The organism is Herbidospora mongoliensis (assembly GCF_001570545.1).
Classification (GTDB): Bacteria; Actinomycetota; Actinomycetes; order Streptosporangiales; family Streptosporangiaceae; genus Herbidospora; species Herbidospora mongoliensis.
In genome coordinates, this window is sequence record NZ_BBXD01000029.1 from 34,946 (window position 1) to 51,083 (window position 16,138).

Annotated in this window: 16 protein-coding genes; 8 read left to right on the forward strand and 8 right to left on the reverse strand. The window is 68.9% G+C overall.

Annotation, left to right across the window (positions count from 1 at the left end; translation table 11 throughout):
- Positions 1 to 3: 3 nt before the first annotated feature.
- The gene (locus AW272_RS38160; RefSeq protein ID WP_066375580.1) at positions 4 to 1,314 is read left to right on the forward strand and encodes a pyridoxal phosphate-dependent aminotransferase; all 1,311 of its coding nucleotides are present in this window, start codon (positions 4 to 6) and stop codon (positions 1,312 to 1,314) included.
- A gap of 162 nt (positions 1,315 to 1,476) precedes the next feature.
- Positions 1,477 to 2,124 carry a GNAT family N-acetyltransferase gene (locus AW272_RS38165; RefSeq protein WP_083959126.1) on the forward strand — a complete coding sequence of 216 codons (648 nt, stop codon included), beginning with the start codon at positions 1,477 to 1,479 and terminating at the stop codon, positions 2,122 to 2,124.
- A 190-nt stretch (positions 2,125 to 2,314) separates the two neighbouring features.
- Here the strand turns inward: AW272_RS38165 and AW272_RS38170 are convergent, their stop codons facing one another.
- Entirely contained in the window at positions 2,315 to 2,833 is a 519-nt protein-coding gene (locus AW272_RS38170) for a hypothetical protein (protein WP_157519261.1), read from the reverse strand.
- A gap of 169 nt (positions 2,834 to 3,002) precedes the next feature.
- Here AW272_RS38170 and AW272_RS38175 point away from each other — a divergent pair, with 169 nt between their 5' ends.
- Positions 3,003 to 5,933: an AfsR/SARP family transcriptional regulator gene (locus AW272_RS38175; RefSeq protein WP_066375589.1), complete on the forward strand. Its 2,931-nt coding sequence runs from the start codon at positions 3,003 to 3,005 to the stop codon at positions 5,931 to 5,933.
- A 233-nt stretch (positions 5,934 to 6,166) separates the two neighbouring features.
- Here AW272_RS38175 and AW272_RS38180 read toward each other — a convergent pair whose 3' ends face one another.
- Positions 6,167 to 7,606 (reverse strand): N5-glutamine methyltransferase family protein, encoded by a 1,440-nt coding sequence (locus AW272_RS38180; RefSeq protein ID WP_245657929.1) that lies wholly within the window; start codon positions 7,604 to 7,606, stop codon positions 6,167 to 6,169.
- An 88-nt stretch (positions 7,607 to 7,694) separates the two neighbouring features.
- Between AW272_RS38180 and AW272_RS38185 the strand changes: the two genes are divergently transcribed.
- Complete coding sequence (locus tag AW272_RS38185; protein WP_066375597.1) at positions 7,695 to 8,012, forward strand: hypothetical protein; 318 nt, start codon at positions 7,695 to 7,697, stop codon at positions 8,010 to 8,012.
- Here AW272_RS38185 and AW272_RS38190 read toward each other — a convergent pair.
- Both AW272_RS38190 and AW272_RS38195 read right to left on the reverse strand, forming a co-directional pair.
- On the reverse strand, positions 7,969 to 8,556 hold the full coding sequence (locus AW272_RS38190) for a TetR/AcrR family transcriptional regulator (protein WP_083959128.1): 588 nt from the start codon (positions 8,554 to 8,556) through the stop codon (positions 7,969 to 7,971). The two genes, AW272_RS38185 and AW272_RS38190, sit on opposite strands and share 44 nt — an antisense overlap.
- Positions 8,553 to 9,050: a GNAT family N-acetyltransferase gene (locus AW272_RS38195; protein WP_066375599.1), complete on the reverse strand. Its 498-nt coding sequence runs from the start codon at positions 9,048 to 9,050 to the stop codon at positions 8,553 to 8,555. Before AW272_RS38195 ends, AW272_RS38190 begins: the two co-directional genes overlap by 4 nt.
- A gap of 79 nt (positions 9,051 to 9,129) precedes the next feature.
- Here AW272_RS38195 and AW272_RS38200 point away from each other — a divergent pair, with 79 nt between their 5' ends.
- The 3 genes from AW272_RS38200 to AW272_RS38210 all read left to right on the forward strand — a co-directional run bounded on the left by AW272_RS38200 (position 9,130) and on the right by AW272_RS38210 (position 11,691).
- A complete protein-coding gene (locus AW272_RS38200) occupies positions 9,130 to 9,612 on the forward strand; it encodes a winged helix-turn-helix transcriptional regulator (RefSeq protein ID WP_157519263.1) in 483 nt (160 codons plus the stop codon).
- Positions 9,613 to 9,631: 19 nt separating this feature from the next.
- A complete protein-coding gene (locus AW272_RS38205) occupies positions 9,632 to 10,426 on the forward strand; it encodes an SURF1 family cytochrome oxidase biogenesis protein (protein WP_083959129.1) in 795 nt (264 codons plus the stop codon).
- A gap of 68 nt (positions 10,427 to 10,494) precedes the next feature.
- Complete coding sequence (locus tag AW272_RS38210) at positions 10,495 to 11,691, forward strand: amidohydrolase family protein (RefSeq protein WP_066375602.1); 1,197 nt, start codon at positions 10,495 to 10,497, stop codon at positions 11,689 to 11,691.
- A 126-nt stretch (positions 11,692 to 11,817) separates the two neighbouring features.
- Here AW272_RS38210 and AW272_RS38215 read toward each other — a convergent pair whose 3' ends face one another.
- Entirely contained in the window at positions 11,818 to 12,183 is a 366-nt protein-coding gene (locus tag AW272_RS38215; protein ID WP_066375604.1) for a YkvA family protein, read from the reverse strand.
- A 60-nt stretch (positions 12,184 to 12,243) separates the two neighbouring features.
- Complete coding sequence (locus tag AW272_RS38220; protein ID WP_066375605.1) at positions 12,244 to 13,191, reverse strand: LLM class F420-dependent oxidoreductase; 948 nt, start codon at positions 13,189 to 13,191, stop codon at positions 12,244 to 12,246.
- Positions 13,192 to 13,279: 88 nt separating this feature from the next.
- Between AW272_RS38220 and AW272_RS45430 the strand changes: the two genes are divergently transcribed.
- Entirely contained in the window at positions 13,280 to 14,551 is a 1,272-nt protein-coding gene (locus tag AW272_RS45430; protein WP_245657931.1) for a hypothetical protein, read from the forward strand.
- Here AW272_RS45430 and AW272_RS38225 read toward each other — a convergent pair.
- A complete protein-coding gene (locus tag AW272_RS38225) occupies positions 14,532 to 15,296 on the reverse strand; it encodes a bestrophin-like domain (protein WP_157519267.1) in 765 nt (254 codons plus the stop codon). The genes AW272_RS45430 and AW272_RS38225 overlap by 20 nt on opposite strands.
- Positions 15,297 to 15,315: 19 nt before the next feature.
- Entirely contained in the window at positions 15,316 to 15,936 is a 621-nt protein-coding gene (locus AW272_RS38230) for a TetR/AcrR family transcriptional regulator (RefSeq protein ID WP_245657933.1), read from the reverse strand.
- Positions 15,937 to 16,138 lie beyond the last annotated feature (202 nt).

The following is a 16,138-nucleotide window of genomic DNA, read 5'->3' on the forward strand; positions in this document are numbered from 1 at the left end:
AGTATGCACGTCACACTTTCGGCGACTCTGGCCGCAAACGAAGACATTGCCCGAAGACGGAGGTCGGGGCAACGGGTGCTTCACCTCGCATTCGGCGAGGCCGGACTACCCGTTCACCCCGTGTTGCTGGCCCGTCTCGCCGACGCGGGTGTCAGCAACGGATACGGCGAGGTCGCGGGTCTGGCCGCGCTGCGTGCGGCGGCGGCCGGCTACTGGTCGCGGCGCGAACTGCCGACCGACCCCGACCTGGTGGTCTGCGGACCGGGCAGCAAGTCGCTGCTGTTCGGGCTGCTGGTCGCCATCGGCGCCGACCCGGGCGAGTGGAGGTCTCCCGGGGACATGGTGCTGCCGATGCCGAGCTGGGTCAGTTACGCGGCCCAGGCGGAGATCATCGGAGTGCGCCCGATCCTGGTGCCGACCCCGCCCGGCGAGGGCGGTGTGCCCGACCCCGACCAGGTGAGGTCGGCGGTGCTGCACGCCCGCGCGCAGGGCCGGACGGTCCGCTCCGTCCTTGTCACGCTCCCGGACAACCCGACCGGCCGGCTGGCCCGCCCGGAAACGGTGCGAAGGCTGGCCGAGGTCGCCCGCGAGCTCGACCTGGTGATCATCTCCGATGAGATCTACCGCGACCTCGTCCACGAGCCGCAGGCGACTCCTTTTCTCAGCCCGGCCGACGTGGCCCCGGAACGCACCGTCATCACCAGCGGCCTGAGCAAGTCGCTCGCGCTGGGCGGCTGGCGTATCGGCGTGGCCCGGCTGCCGCACACCCCCGACGGGTGGGCGCTGCGCCAGCGGCTGCTCGCGGTGGCCAGCGAGATCTGGTCGGCCCCGGCCGCGCCGGTGCAGCACGCCGCCGCCTACGCGTTCGAGGAGCCCGAGGAGATCGTGGAACGTATCGACGACTCGCGGCGGCTGCACGCCACCGTGGCCCGCGCGGTCGCCGACCGGTTCGCCAAGGCGGGCGCGAAGGTGGACATGCCGCAGGGCGGCTTCTACCTCTATCCGCAGATCCCCGGTTTCGACAGCTCCGACGAGCTGGCCCGGACTCTGCTCGACCGCCACGGCGTCGGCGTGCTGCCGGGCACCGCGTTCGGTGACGACCCGCGTTCGGCCCGGGTCCGGGTGGCCACTTCCCTGCTGTACGGCGAGACCGCCGAACAGCGGCTCGCGGCGCTGCATGGGTCGGATCCGCTGGCGCTCCCGTGGGTGGTCGAATCGCTCGACTACCTGGAGGAAGCCCTCCGCGGACTGACCGCGAAGGAGCCGTCGAGAGCACGAAGGGGGATGTTCCTGGCACCCGCTCCGGCGCGCTGACGATCTTTGTCGAATCTTTACCCTGAGTAACCGCGCCAAAGCTGCAAAGAAACACCTCTGACCTGCGGTTTTGTGGCTATGGTGGGCGCTCTACCTGGGGTTCCACAAGATGTCGTGTGTCATTTGGCACCAGACATGTCGTCCAGACCCCATCATGTGCTCATGCCCGCTTTTGTCACCCTGTCCGGGCGCCTTGTGCGCCTGGAACCGCTCACCCTCGCGGTCGTCGACGACCTGGTCGCCGCGGCGAGCGAGGACCGCGCGACGTACTCGTTTACTCGCGTTCCCGAAGGCCGGGAGGAGATGGTCACCTACGTGGAGGCCGCTCTGGCTGAGCAGGCGGAGGGCCGCACGATGCCCTTCGCCATCCGGTGGCTGCACGCCGACCGCGTGGTCGGCGCCACCCGTCTGATGCACCTGGAGTACTGGCAGGGCCCCATGCCCTGGCCGCCGGGTACCAAAGGCGTGGTGGGCGAGGTCCCGTCGGTCGCGGACATCGGTTACACCTGGCTGGGCGCATCCGCCCAGGGCACCGGTGTCAACCGGGAGGCGAAGTACCTTCTCCTCTCCCTCGCGTTCGAGACCTGGCAGGTCCACCGGATAACTCTCAAGGCAGACGTACGCAACCACCGATCCCGGGCCGCCATCGAGGCCCTCGGCGCACACCTCGACGGTGTGCGGCGAGCGGACAGCCGAGGCGCCGACAACACGGTCCGAGATACGGCGTATTACTCGATCCTGCGCTCCGAATGGCCGGCGGTACGAGAACGGATCCTGGCGCGTATGCACTACGCGCACGCAGCCGCCTGATCAGCCATTACTTCGAGCCGAAAACGGAACGAGCGGCCCGCCCCCATGCCGGGGGGCGGGCCGCTGCGTGTCCGGGTGACCATCGCCCGCACCGGCCGCTGTCTGTTCTCACTGCTGCGGAAGTGCTTTCGGTGGCGTGTCACCGTTCGCTTTGGAACGATTGTCCCCTATCTATGTGGAGCGAGGGAACTCAGACGGTGTAACCGAACTCGTCGTCCCACGCGTTGTAGATCTCGTGCCAGGAGCCGCACTTGGTCGGGTAGTCGCTGTACAGGCCGATCTGGCAGACCTTCACCTCGACCTGGGCGACGTCGGAGCGCCAGAAGTCGAACTTCTTGTAGCCGTCGGTGCCGCAGCGCTTGTAGGACTTGTAGCTGGAGGACCAGTCGTCCTCGTGGTCGTCCCACGAGGTGTAGCGGAAGGCGACGTAGCCGCACTTGCCGCCCTGGTGCTCGGTCCGGTAGTCGCGGTCGAAGAGCTTGCCGCTGATGTGGACCTTGTTCGACTCCTCGTCGTCGTACTCGACGTCGACGAAGCCCTTGGCCTTGGCCTTGCCGTTCTGGCTGTAGTAGTAGCCCCAGTCGCTGTCGTAGTCCCAGTCATTGGACGAGAGCGGAGCGGCGTTGGCGGCGGAGGCGAGCATGCCGCCCATACCAAGGGTCAGAGCGGTCGCGGTAGCGGCGGCGCCGAGAACAGTGCGGATACGCATGGGAAACTCCAGGGGGTTTTCTGAGGACGATCCCGTTTCCGGGTACGCCTTATTGATAGAACTCCCTGCCTGCACGGGACTTTCACCGTCCTTGAGACCTCATTGCGGGCGACCTGACGCCGTATCATTTCGATCGAAAACTTTCCGATAGGTACAAAGAGGGCGTCTGATGTCTGGTCAGCTCCGCTTCGCGGTACTTGGACCCGTCAGAGCCTGGCGAGACGACGTCGAACTCGACCTCGGCACGCCGCTCCAGCGGTCGATCCTGGCGATGCTGCTGCTCCGCGAGGGTCGCGCGGTCACCCCCACCGAGCTCATCGACGCCGTCTGGGGTGAGGAGGCGCCGCCCCGGGCGCTGGGCGCGCTGCGCACCTACGTCTCCCGGTTACGCACGGCCCTGGAGCCGGACCGCTCTCCCCGTACACCACCGCAGTTGCTCACCTCGGTCGGCAAGGGCTACGCGCTCAGGCTGCCCGACGACGCCTTCGACCTGGCCAGGTTCGAGAAGGCCGCGCACGCCTGCGAGTCGGCCCGCAAGGCGGGGGAGCTCGACCGGGCCGCCGAGACGCTGCGCGAGGCGCTGGCCCTGTGGAGCGGCGAGCCGCTCGCGGGCGCCGTCGGCCCCTACGCCGAATCTCAGCGCGAACGCCTGATGGAACGCCGCATCGCGGCCGTCGAGACGCTGATGGACCTCGACCTGGAGCTCGGCCGGCACGCCGTCGTCATCTCCGAGCTGATGGTGCTGACCGACGACCACCCGCTGCGCGAACGCCTGCGCGCCCAGCTCATGCTGGCCTACTTCCGCTGCGGCCGGCAGGCCGAGGCGCTCAACGTCTTCACTGACACCCGCAACGCCCTCGTCGAGGAACTCGGCATCGACCCGGGCGCCGAACTCACCGCCCTGCACCGCCGCATCCTCGCCGCCGACCCGACGCTGACGCTCGTCAGACCCGTTGAGAAGGCACCGGACGAGCCCGTCGAACCCCAGCCCGTCGTGGAGATGCCCAAACCCGCGCAGCTCCCGGCCGCCGTGACCGACTTCACCGGCCGCAAGGCCCAGGTGAACCGGCTGCGTAACCTGTTGTCGGCCACCGCCGACGGCGTGCCGATCGCGGCGATCTGCGGCATCGGCGGCGTCGGCAAGACCACCCTGGCCGTGCACGTCGCCCACCTGCTGCACGACACGTTCCCCGACGGCCAGCTCTACGCCGACCTACGCGGCTACGGCAAGGAGCCGACCCCGCCGGAGACCGCGCTGGCGGCGTTCCTGCGCGCGCTCGGCATCCCGGTCGACGTCATCCCCGACGGCCTGGCCGACCGGGCCGCGCTGTTCCGCTCGCTGCTGGGCGACCGGCGCATGCTGGTGCTGCTCGACAACGCCCGCGACGCCGACCAGGTCGAGCATCTGCTTCCCGGCGCCCCCGGCTGCGCCGCGCTCATCACCAGCCGGGGCAAACTCGCCGACCTCCCGGCCGCCCGCCTGATCGACCTCGACGTGATGGAACCCGACGAGGCCCTCGCCCTGTTCTCGGCCGTGGCCGTCCCGGAGCGCGTCGCGGCCGAACGCGCCGCCGCCATGGACGTGGTCGCCGCTTGCAGCTTCCTGCCGCTGGCGGTCCGGATCGTGGCCGCCCGGCTGGCCTCCCGCCCGTCGTGGACGGTCGCCTCGCTCGTCCCCCGGCTGGCCGACGAGCGCCGCCGCCTCGACGAGATGAAAATCGGCAACCTGGCCGTCTCCGCCACCTTCGCCCTCGGGTACGGCCAGCTCGACCCCCGCCAGGCCCGCGCGTTCCGGCTGCTGTCCCTGCCCAACGGCACCGACATCTCGACCCCGGCCGGCGCGGCCGTGCTCGACCTGAGCCTGGTCGAGACCGAAGACCTGCTGGAGTCGATGGTCGACGTCAGCCTGCTCGAGGCGCCCGCGCCGAACCGCTATCGCTTCCACGACCTGCTGCGCCTGTTCGCCCGCCGCCAGGCCGAGGACACCGATACCCCGGAGGTCCGCCACCAGGCCCTGCAGCGCCTGCTCGGCTTCTACCTGGGCTCGGCGCGGGCGGCCCACCGCCTCGCCTACGAAGGCAGCAAGGTCGCCGAAAACCTGACGGTCATCGGCACCCGGGGCCACACGTTCTCCTCCGCCGACGAGTCGGTGGCCTGGCTGGCCGCCGAGGCCGATGACCTGTTCGCCATGCTGGGCCAGGTCGCCGAGGAAGGCGCCGATCTGCCGGCCGCCGGTGACCTGCTGGTCGCGATGGAGCCGCTGCTGGAGGCGGGCGCGTTCGCCCGCGAGTTCGACCTGCGCACCCGCGCCCTGATCGAGGCCGGCGGCGACCCGACGAAGCTGCGCGCCCACTACGTGCGCGGCCGGATGCTGTTCGGGGTGAACCGGCTGGCCGAGGCCGACCGGGAGTTCCGGGCGGCGCTGGAGATCGCGGAACGCACCGGCGACCACGTGGTGCTCGGCGAGATCTACAACGCGCTCGGCGTGGTGACCGGACGCCTCGGCAGGCACCCGGAGGCGCTCGACTGGTTCGGCAGGGCCACCAAGGTCTACCGCGCGTCGGGCAACCTGGCGGGGGAGGCGCTGGTGCTCAGCTACTCGGCCCGCGACCTGCTGCTGCTCGGCCGGGCCGCCGACGCGGTCGCCGTATCGGAGCAGGGCCTGCAGATCTTCGGTGAGATCGGCAGCGGCCCCGGCGTGGCCAGGGCCCGCTACCACCTGGGCGTCGTGCTGTCGTACGTCGGCCGCCTGAACGAGGCCGTCGTGCACCACGCCGAATGTCTCGACTTCTTCCGCGCCAGCAACCAGCGGGTCTGGGAACAGCGGGTCTGCGTCCGGCTGGCCAACACCCTCATCACGGCCGAACGCTTCCAGGAGGCCGCCCGGCACGCCGAGCAGGCTCTCCAGGTCAGCCGGGAGATCACCCACCCCTACGGGGAGGCCCAGTCGCTCACCGCGCTCGGCAAGGCGCTGCGAGGGCTCGGCAGCCGCACCCGCAGCCGCGACGCGCTAGAGAAGGCCCTCGACCTTTTCATCCGGCTCGGGTCCGCCGAGGCGGATGACGTAAGACAGCTGCTCAGCGATCGCGTCGAGACCTAGGTCGTCGTCGAGCCTGGTCATCCGGACGTGGTTGATCACCTGGGGATCCTCTCGGCGATGAAAGTGAGTATGCCCGGCCGACCGCCGCTCCCACCCGGCGCGCGAGGAGACCCGCGATGCGCCATCGGTGGGTGCCAGCCGCCTCTCTGAAAACGACCGGCCGGGCTGGGCGGAGTCCCTACCCCCGGGTTCTCCGCCCGACATCACTGTCGCCCACCACGCTTGACGATCGATCAACGCCCGATTGCGAAGAACCCTTCGGCGATCAGACGGCGCACGCTCTCGGTGCCGGCCAGGCCCGGCTCTCCGATGAGCTCGCCGATGGCGGCCAGCAGCGCGCCGGTGGTGAGCTCGCCGTCGACGACCCCGGCCAGCGCGGCCTCGACGGTGCCGACATCGGCGGTCCGCCGCAGGCCCCGGGTCTGCCGCAGCCGGATCACCGCCGGGTCGTCGGCCCCCGGCGGGCCGATCCGCTCTTCGAGCACCCCTTCTGCCAGGGTCAGCGCCGTTTCGCGCAGGTCGTCGTCGCCCAACCGGTGGGCGGTGGCGATCGCGTCGATCACCCGGTCGACGTAGCCCCCCACGGGCAGCTCGACCTGGTGGGTGAGCTGCTCTATTCGTACGACCGGATCGAGGGAACCCGAGTCGTTGAGGGTGATCCAGCCGAAGCCGACGCCCTCGACGTCCTGCTCCGCGAACCACTCGAGCCACTCGTCGTAGCGGTCGCGATAGCCCGTGGTGCCCTGCTCGGCCGCGTCGCGCAGCCACAGTTCCACGTATTCGGCCGGGTCCTGGACGTCCCGCTGCACCACCCAGCCGTCGCAGCCGGTCCCGGAGAGCCAGCCGCCGACGCGGTCACGCCAGTCTTCCCCGCGCACGTGCAGCCAGTTGGCCAGCAGATGACAGGTGCCCCCGGCCGACAGATGGGCGGGCACGTTCTGGACGAGATCGCGGCAGAACTCGTCGCCCCGGTAACCGGCCTCACGGTAGGTCAGCCGCCCGGCGGGCGAGATCACGAACGGCGGGTTGGACACGATCAGGTCGTACCGCTCCCCGCCCACCGGGTCGAACAGCGACCCCTTGCGCGTCTCGACGTCGGTGACCCCGGAGAGCCCCCAGCTCAGCCGGGCCAGCTGGAGCGCGCGGGCGTTCACGTCGGTCGCCGTGATCTCGCTCGCCCGATCGGCCAGGTGCAGCACCTGAACGCCGCACCCGGTGCCGAGGTCGAGCGCCCGCTCGACGGATTCACGTGAAACAAGTTGCGCGAGGTTCGCCGACGCGCCCCCGGCCCCGACCACGTGATCGCGCCGCAGTGCCGGATCGCCGGGCCGGACCTTCCGGTCGGACACCACATAGCCGCCGGTCTCCCAGGGCTGGATGTGCACGTTGGCCTGGACGGTGTCCCCCACCTTGATCAGCAGCCCGCTGCGCAGCAGCTCGTGCAGCGGCAGGTCGGCGGCGGCCGTGCTGACCGGGACACCCAGCCACCACAGGCGGATCAGGGTCCCCAGCGAGTCGCCGTCACGAGTGGCGCGCAGCGCCGGGACGAGCTCCTCACGCGACAGCGCCGAGGCTGCGGTGTCGCCGAGCCGCGCGCGTACGCCGTCGATCGTGTAGCCGGATTCCAGGAACCGGTCGCGGAGCCGTATGAGCAGGTCAGATGGTGCGTCCACAGAGAGCAATCTAGCGCCGTAAGCGCTTTGCAAGTTGCGGTCAAGCAGGCGGGCGTATGACCCGGACAACCTCATCGGGGAGTTTGCCATGCTTATACCGTGCCTGGCCTGCGGCTCGCGATTCCGGCCCGACGACTACTTCCGCGCGTGCCACGACTACAACCGGGGCCGCGATCTGGTCTCGTGGACCTGCCCGGCCTGCGGTAACCGCGACGACATGCGCGTCCTGCCGGGGGAGCTGGGGTTCGGCTACCCGGCGCGGGGGCGTTACGCCGTGCACCGGAAGATCGCGGTGCCCGGGATGCGGCGCCTACGGCACGACCTGCGGCTGGAGATCTCTCTCAACCAGCGGACCTGGCTCGTCAGCCGCGCAGGCTCGCCCAGGCTGCTTCCGCCAAGGACTTGATCTCCTCGTCGGTCGGCTGGTGGGCGCCGGCGAACCACAGGCGGCACATCTCCTGGGCGGGGCCGAGCCAGAGCACGTAACACATCGTCGACTGGACCGGCTGGAGCAGCCCGGCCTTCATGTGGGGCCGCCACCAGTCGGCGACCTGGCGGAAGAAGGTGCGCCGCGACTCGGCGACGTCGGCGCCGCCCGGCTCCTCGCGCCGGGGCGGCCGCTCGCTGATCAGCAGCCGGGCCCGTTCGGGGTGTTCGCCGCACCACTCCATGTGGAAGGCGACGACCGCCTCGATGCCGCCGCGGGCGTCTTCGTGGGAGAGCAGCCGGGCGATGAACGCTTCCTGGTACATCGCCAGGATTTCGGCGTAGAGCACCCCAAATACGTGCTCTTTGCTGGCGAAATGGTGATAGAAACTACCTACGCTGACGCCGCTTTCCTCACGGAGGCTGGCCAGCGTGGTGGCGGAGACGCCGTCCTGGCTGAAACGGCGCAGGGCGCCATCCATGATCCGGGTTCGCCCGTCTCGACCGATCTTCGCGCTCTTCACACCACCAATGGTGGCCTAACAGAGCTTTGTTCTGCAAATGCGAGACCTGTTCTGACCCGAACCGAACCATGTTCGACGGCCATCACGGCGTCCGGCCAGGCCCTATTGATCATGGAAAGAACCCGCCGGTTCTCGCCCATGACGTCCATGGTCAGCCACCGGATCCCCGGCGCGCGGCCCAGCAGCTCTCTGATCAGCCGCGATCCGATCCCCTGGCTCTGCCAGGCGTCCGTGACCACCACGGCGATCTCGGCCTCGTCGTCCTTGCGGTAGGCCATCGCATGCCCGATGACCATGTCGTCTAAATGGGCGATGAGGGCGTCGCGGCGGTCGTCTCTGGCCAGCATCGACCGGAGCAGCGCGTTGGTCGGCCGGGGGATCCCGGTGAAGAAGCGCCGGGTCTGCGTGTGCGACGAGAGGTCGAGCAGGAACTTCCGCACCCCGTCCGCGTCATCCGGCGCCGTCGGGCGGATCGCCACCTGAGTTCTCTGCATGAACTCAGCGTTTCTTGCCCAGCTGGGTCTGTCAAGTAGACTCAGTTGAACGGGAAGGTGATGATTTACGATGCCTGCCATGGACGTCCTGCCGCGAAGTGCGTTCTTTCTCGACAACTGCTCGATCGAACGCACGCTCTCCGTCGTCGGCGAGAAGTGGACCTTCCTGGTGCTGCGGGAGGTCTTCAACGGCATCCGCCGCTTCGCCGACCTCCAGGAGGGCACCGGAGCGCCCCGCCAGGTGCTGAGCGCCCGGCTCAGCCGTCTCGTCGACGAGGGCATGCTTCGCAAGGTCCCCTACCAGGAGCCGGGCCAGCGCCAGCGCGACGAATACCGCCTCACCGACAAGGGCCGCGACCTCTATCCGATACTCATCGCGCTGATGCACTGGGGCGACCGCTACGAGGCCGACCCCGAGGGCCCCTCTCTGCTGGTCACCCACCGCGACTGCGGCGCCCCGGTCCACCTGGAGCTACGGTGCGCCGAAGGCCATGACGTACCGGGCCCTCGCCAGATCACCGTGCTCCCCGGACCGGGTGCCCATTACAAGCCCACTGGCTGAGGTCCTTAGTCTGTAGGGCGTGTACCGGTTCCTGCTGACCCCCCGCTGGCTGGCACTTCACGTCGTGGTGCTGCTGGTGATCCCGGCCTTCGTCTTCCTCGGCCGGTGGCAGTTCGGGCGGTACGAACTCCGCTCCGCCGCCGAAGACCGCAACTCCACCAACCTGGCGGCGCCCCCGGTGCCGTTCGACACGCTGACGAGCGTCGGCGGCGCCGTACCGGACAGCGACAAATACCGCAGGATCACCGCCACCGGCACCTACGACACGGCCCACGAGCTCCTGGTCCGCCGTCGCACCCAGAACAGCCAGGTCGGCTTCTACGTCCTCACCCCGCTGAAGACCCCCGGCGGCGCCGTGCTCGTCAACCGGGGCTGGGTGAAGGCCGGTGCGACCATCGACGCCCTCCCCGACATCCCCCCACCCCCCGGCGGCGAGGTGACCCTGACGGGCCGTCTGCGCCCCGCGGAGACGACCGAGACGACCGGCATCATCGACCGCAAGGGCCTCCCGGCGGGCCAGGTCCTCCTGATCAACGACCGCCCCATCGGCGCCATCGTCGGCTCCCCCCTCTTCGGCGGCTACGTCGATCTCATCGAACAGCAGCCGATTTCCGAGAGTGCCCCCGAACCCGTGCCGGCTCCCGAATCGGCCGGTGGCGGAGGGCTCAATCTGGCCTACGGAGTGCAGTGGTGGCTGTTCATCGGGGTGGCGATCGGCGGCTGGATTCTTCTCATCCGCCGAGAGCTTCACGACAGGCGGGAAAGTACTGATAATGGTGGGGCGGATGAGGCGGCCAGCCACGCCGTGACGTGACGAACGGATACCAACAGGAGACCTGCCAGCTTGTTTGGCGTTATTCCTTGGCCCTACCGTTGACTGTTGTGAGTACCCCGCTGCTTCCCGACCCTGAGCCGAGGCGGCGGGATTTTGTCATCATCTCAGTCGACGATCATGTGATCGAGCCGCCCGACGTCTTCGAGAACCGCCTCGCGGCCAAATACCGCGACGCGGCCCCCAGGGTCGTCGACACCGAAGCGGGCCATCAGGTGTGGCGCTACGGCGGCGCGACCTACCCCGCCGCGGGCATCGACGTCGGCGCCGGCCTGCCCCGCGAACAGTGGACCCTCGACCCGGTCCGCTTCGACGACATGCGCCCCGGCTGCTACGACGTCGACGCGCGCATCGAAGATATGGACCGTGCCGGGATCTGGGCCGCGCTCAACTTCCCCGGCATGCTCGCCAACCAGGCGGGCGTGGCCTTCGCCCGCACCCGCGACCAAGACCTCGGCTTAGCTCTGGTGAAGGCCTGGAACGACTGGCACGTCGACGTTTGGGCCGGCACCTACCCCGAGCGCGTGATCGCCCTCCAGCTCCCGTGGCTGCCCGACCCCGAGATCGCCGCCAAGGAGATCAAGTCGAACGCGGCCCGCGGCTTCAAGGCCGTGGTCTTCCCCGAGTTCCCCACGCGCCTGCGCCTGCCGTCGATCCACAGCGGCCACTGGGACCCGTTCCTGGCGGCCTGCGAGGAGACCGGCACCGTCGTCTGCCTCCACACCGGCGCCTCGTCGTGGGCCCCCGTGCCCTCCCCCGACACCCCCATCGAGGCCATCACCACCCTGATGCCCTCGACGGCGATGTTCGCCTGCGCCGACTGGCTGTGGTCCGGCATCCCGCTGCGCTTCCCCGGCCTCCGCATCATGATCGTCGAAGGCGGCGTGGGCTGGCTCCCCCTGCTGGCCGAACGCGCCGACTACGCCCTCGACCACCCGGTCTCCAGCGAGTCGGCCTGGGACGGCGGCCTGCGCCCGAGCGAGGTCCTGCGCCGCAACTTCTTCTTCGGCACCCTCGACGACACCGCGCTCAGCGGCGTGCGCATGGCGGTGGGGATGGAACACGTCCTCCTGGAGAGCGGCTACCCGAGAGCCGAGTCGTCGTGGCCCGACACCCAGCGCTCGGTGGCCCAGCGCCTGGGCAACCTGCCCCCGGCCGACATCGCCCGAGTCGCCTACGGCAACGCCGCCCGCCTGTTCGGCCACCCGCTGCCTTCGAGAGCGTGGCTCCGCCAGGAAGAGATCTAGGTCCGCTCAGGGCGCGGGCGGGTTCATCCGCGCGGGTCCCGTCGTGCCGGAAACGCATTTTCCGTTACGCCTCCGGAGTGGCCGGCCAAATTCCGGGACAGAGATCACCGGCGACTCGCGGGGTTCTCAGACCTGGCGGCGGTTGATGTCCACCTCGGGGGCGATGGCCAGGTTCTTGCGCTCCCAGTCGACGTAGCGGCCGCTCTCGCCCAGCAGGGACGACGCCAGCCACAGGAACACACCGAAGTCGTCGACCACGCCCAGCGCCAGGAACAGCGCCTCAGGCACGACGTCGACCGGGCTGACGATGTAGAGGATCGACATGCCCATCAGGGCCAGCTTGCCCTTGCCCAGGTCGCGGTAGTCACCCCGCAGCGCCCCTGACAGCATGCGGGGCAGGGCGCGGATGCGGGCGCCCAGCCCGGGACTGCCCGGCCTGGAAATGTCCTGGTAGGCCTTGTACGCCTGTGCCGCCCGCCGTGCCTTCACCATGATTGCCTCCCTGCCCGGCCATTTGCCCCGTTAACGGAGGACTTTGCGGCGTTGGTTCCGTTACTGCGGGGCCAACTTTCTCACCGTTTGGTCCATCGGCTGGTCACCGAGGTCAAGCGGGGCGAGAACAGGGGTGGTGAGGCCGTTCTGAACATATTCGTCGACCCGCGCCCGGCACTGTTCCGCCGAGCCGTGAATGATCAGATCGTCGACCACCTCGTCGGGGATCGCCTTCAACGCCGCCTGCCGGTCACCCGCCGCCCAGGCCTCGTGCATCGGCCGCAGCACCTCACCCCGGCCCAGCCAGTCGTGGAAGGCGGCGTACACCGGCACCGTCAGATATCCGGCGATCATCCGCCGGCCGATGGCCCTGACCTTGTCGGTGTCCTCGCTGACGATGACGAACAGCCGCGCGATCAGCTCGGTGTCGTCGTGGATCTCGCCCCTGACCTTCCGCACGTCACCCGGCGACAGCCAATTGGTGATCGCCCCGTCGGCCTCCTCGGCGGCGAGCCGGAGCATGCGCGGCCGGAGCGCGGCCAGCACGATCTTCGGCGGCGTCTTCGGCGCCTGCTCCAGCTTGAAGCCCTGGATCGAGAAGGTCTCATAGCTCTCGCTGACCTTCTCGCCGTTCAGCGCCTTGCGGAGGAAGCGCAGGGTGTCGCGAGTCCGGGCATAGGGCTTCACGAACTCGCCGGCGTTCCACCGCTCGACGATCGCGGGGGAGGAGGCGCCGATGCCGAGCAGGAACCGTCCGGGCGCCCGGTCGGCGACCGTCGCCGCCGTCATGGCCAGCAGCCCGGGACCCCGCGTCGAGACCGGCACGATCGCGGTGCCCAGCCTCAGCTCGGGGGCCCATTCGGCGGCCAGCGTCAGCGGGGTGAACCCGTCGTTGCCGTTGACCTCGGCCGACCACGCGTCGGTGTAACCGAGGGAAGGCAGTTCGGCGATGAGCTCCCGATCGAGACCGCTCCCCGCGAACGGGATGGTGATTCCCCAGCGCGCCACAGTGCCTCCCGGCTCTTCGATTGAGCCACGAGCATACCAACCGTTCGGTACGTCAAGTAAATGGCCTCTGACCTGCTAGAACGAAGAAATGGCAGATATCCCGGTCGAAGTGAGAACGTCCTGTCACGCGGAAGTGCACGGCCCTTTGGTACAGGTGAGCTGCGAACGGGACCATACGATCCGGCTGCCACAGGCCCTGCTGCCGTGGGCGCTCCAGCCGGGGCCGCGCGTGGAATCACGCTGGATTCCCCTGACCGTGGTGACCGATCCGACAACGGGAAACCTGGCGATTGCACTCGTCGCCCCCGGCCCCACAGGCCCGGCCGATCCGGAGCCGGTGTCGGCGTCGGTGTCGGCGTCGGCGTCGGCGTCGGCGAATTCACCGCTGGAGACGTGGCTGGAACTGACTATCGACCCACTGCCGATGCCCGACATCACGGCGGCGATTCCAGCACCGGAGGTGCCGACACCCTCCGTCGAACCGCCTACCGGGGTGCAGCATCCAGAAGCTCCTGCGGAAACCCCGCCTGCGGATAAGCCTGCCGCCCCGATTCCGATGCCCGCCGTCGAGCTTCCGGCTCTGACCGCGAAAACACCCGCCGCCGAAACACCCGTTGTCGCACAGCCTCCAGCACCGCTGGTGGAAACCAATCCAGTGGACATCCAGCCTGTGGACATCCAGCCTGTGGACATCCAGCCTGTGAAGATGCCAGCTGTGGAGATGCGGCCCGTGGACAGACCCAATGTGGAAAGCCCGGCTGTGGACAAGCCCGTTGTGGACAAGCCCGTTGTGGACAAGCCCGTTGTGGACAAGCCCGTTGTGGACAAGCCCGTTGTGGACAAGCCCGTTGTGGACAAGCCGCCTGTGAATACACCCGCTGCCGCGCTTGCCCCGCCGCAGGCTGCCTCGCCAGGCCAGAATCCCGCACCTGCACAGCCCCCCGGCCAACCCACCGAACCCAAGGTGCCTGCTCAGCCCATACAGGCAGGAAACCCCGCTCAGCCCGAAAGGCCGGCCTCTGGGGAACAACCGAACAGGCCTGCCGGGCCCGCGGATCCGCCCGCCCAAGCTCAGCCGCCCGCAGCCCCCGCCACCCAGGGATCCGCCGCTTCCAACCCAGCCGCCTCTGGCCCCGATGCTCCCGGACCGGCAGCCCCCGCCCCGGCTCCCGTAGCTCCCGCCCCGGTTCAGATCAACCCCGCGCCCCTCGCGGATGGGGCGATCGTGCGAGCCCGGAAGCGGATGGCCGATGCCGCCACCACGCATCGGCCCACTGATCGGCAGTCCGTCGTGGTCGTGCTGTTCACGGCGGTGATCGCCGTTGCGGGGGGAGCGGTGCTCAGGCGGCGCCGTCGCTAGGGATCAATCGGTCGATCTCGTCGAAACGGACCTGGGCCTCCTTGAGAGGCCCGGGATCGACCACGCCCTCGATGCCATACGGGTGCGAGATCAGCTGGATCACCACGATCCCGGTCACCACGGTCGCGACCCGAACCACGTCAGCGATCACCGACGGCAAGGTGGGCCGCCGCCGTAGCGCCCAGGGCAGGGCGATCACCAGCAGCCCCGAGATGATCATCGACCCCATGAAGACCGATTCCAGGCCGGAGGTCGCGTTGTCCGCCCGAGCCGCCCGCGCGTGCGACACCTCGGCGGCGCGGGCCAGCGCCTCGGCGCGGAGTTCGGAATCGGTCGACGGCAGCCGGAGCATCGACGTCCGCAGCGAGTCGAGCGTGACTCCGGTCCGCCCGTCGAGGGATTCCTCCTGCATCCGGGGCCAGTCGAGTTCGATGGTCTGGGTCGTGTACGCCCGCACCAGGTTCCGCACCTCAGTGGACTTCGGCAGCGGAGCCACCGCCCAGTAGAGCTCCACCAGACTCTCCGACTCGGCCCGCACGTCGGCGTCGGACGCCGAAATGGCATCCCTGCACAGCACCACGGCATAAGCGACAACGACGAGAAACACCGCCAACGAGATGTTGACCGCGAAGTCGATCGGCCCCGCGCCGCCCTCCTCGTCGGTCCGCCCGCTCCGCCGCAGCCACGTCAGCACCGCGAACAGGGCCACTACGACAATCGCCACAAACCAGAAGACCCACGCCATGTGACAGAGAGTAATCAGATCATTCCCGCAATTCGCGGACCACCTCGATGAAATCTCGTGTCACACCACGCAAACCCGGCAGGTAGGAAAGCGCGACCAAACGATCGACCAAGGGGACACTCCGGTCGATGAGCCGATAGGTGCGTTCGCATCCGGGCGATGTGTCGTGCACCCAGAACAGCACCACCCCCATCGACAACAGCCAGAGGAGCTCGGGCAGTTCGCCGCGCAATTCCGAGTCCATTCGATCGGCGCAGCCCTCGACGACGTCGCGATAAAGCGCTACCGACGAATCCCTGGCCGGCGCAGATTCGGTGCTGAACGGGCTCAGCGGATTGTCCGGCTCGGCCGCGTGCTTGAAGAATTTCACCGCGAACGCGTGGTAGGGCTCGGAGACCCGCACCCATGCACAGAGCACGCCGTGCAGCCGGGGCGCGAACGCCCTTTCCCGCGCGAGGATTTCCCGGCTGGCCGCCTCGTGCTCTGATTGGGCCCGGTCGTAATAGGCCTGAATGAGCTGCTCTTTCGAGGCGAAATAGTAATAGGCACTGCCGACGGAAACTCCGGCCTCGGCCGCGATCGCGCGCATTGTCGTCGCGTCGTACCCTCGCTCGCGGAAAAGCCGCAGCGCGGTCTCCACGATGAGCTCCCTGCTCGACCTGGACACATCGGTCACTGTACGTCTCCAGCCCCCGTTAGGTCATGAACCCACCAGATGATGGGTGAGTTACCCCAAACACTCGGCCTCTCCGGGGGTGGCTCCCGTCTTGGTGTGGGAGTTAAGCCTGTGATCAAGCTCCCCCACCGCGCTACGGAGAGTAATGGGGGAAGTAGGATGACCC

Coding starts and splice junctions, on each gene's coding strand:
- AW272_RS38200 (WP_157519263.1), top strand. CDS start 9,130: ATGGACGTCCTGCCGCGAAGTGCGTTCTTTCTCGACAACTGCTCGATC.
- AW272_RS38175 (WP_066375589.1), top strand. CDS start 3,003: ATGTCTGGTCAGCTCCGCTTCGCGGTACTTGGACCCGTCAGAGCCTGG.
- AW272_RS38215 (WP_066375604.1), bottom strand. CDS start 12,183: ATGGTGAAGGCACGGCGGGCGGCACAGGCGTACAAGGCCTACCAGGAC.
- AW272_RS38170 (WP_157519261.1), bottom strand. CDS start 2,833: ATGCGTATCCGCACTGTTCTCGGCGCCGCCGCTACCGCGACCGCTCTG.
- AW272_RS38165 (WP_083959126.1), top strand. CDS start 1,477: ATGCCCGCTTTTGTCACCCTGTCCGGGCGCCTTGTGCGCCTGGAACCG.
- AW272_RS45430 (WP_245657931.1), top strand. CDS start 13,280: ATGGCAGATATCCCGGTCGAAGTGAGAACGTCCTGTCACGCGGAAGTG.
- AW272_RS38185 (WP_066375597.1), top strand. CDS start 7,695: ATGCTTATACCGTGCCTGGCCTGCGGCTCGCGATTCCGGCCCGACGAC.
- AW272_RS38225 (WP_157519267.1), bottom strand. CDS start 15,296: ATGGCGTGGGTCTTCTGGTTTGTGGCGATTGTCGTAGTGGCCCTGTTC.
- AW272_RS38195 (WP_066375599.1), bottom strand. CDS start 9,050: ATGCAGAGAACTCAGGTGGCGATCCGCCCGACGGCGCCGGATGACGCG.
- AW272_RS38160 (WP_066375580.1), top strand. CDS start 4: ATGCACGTCACACTTTCGGCGACTCTGGCCGCAAACGAAGACATTGCC.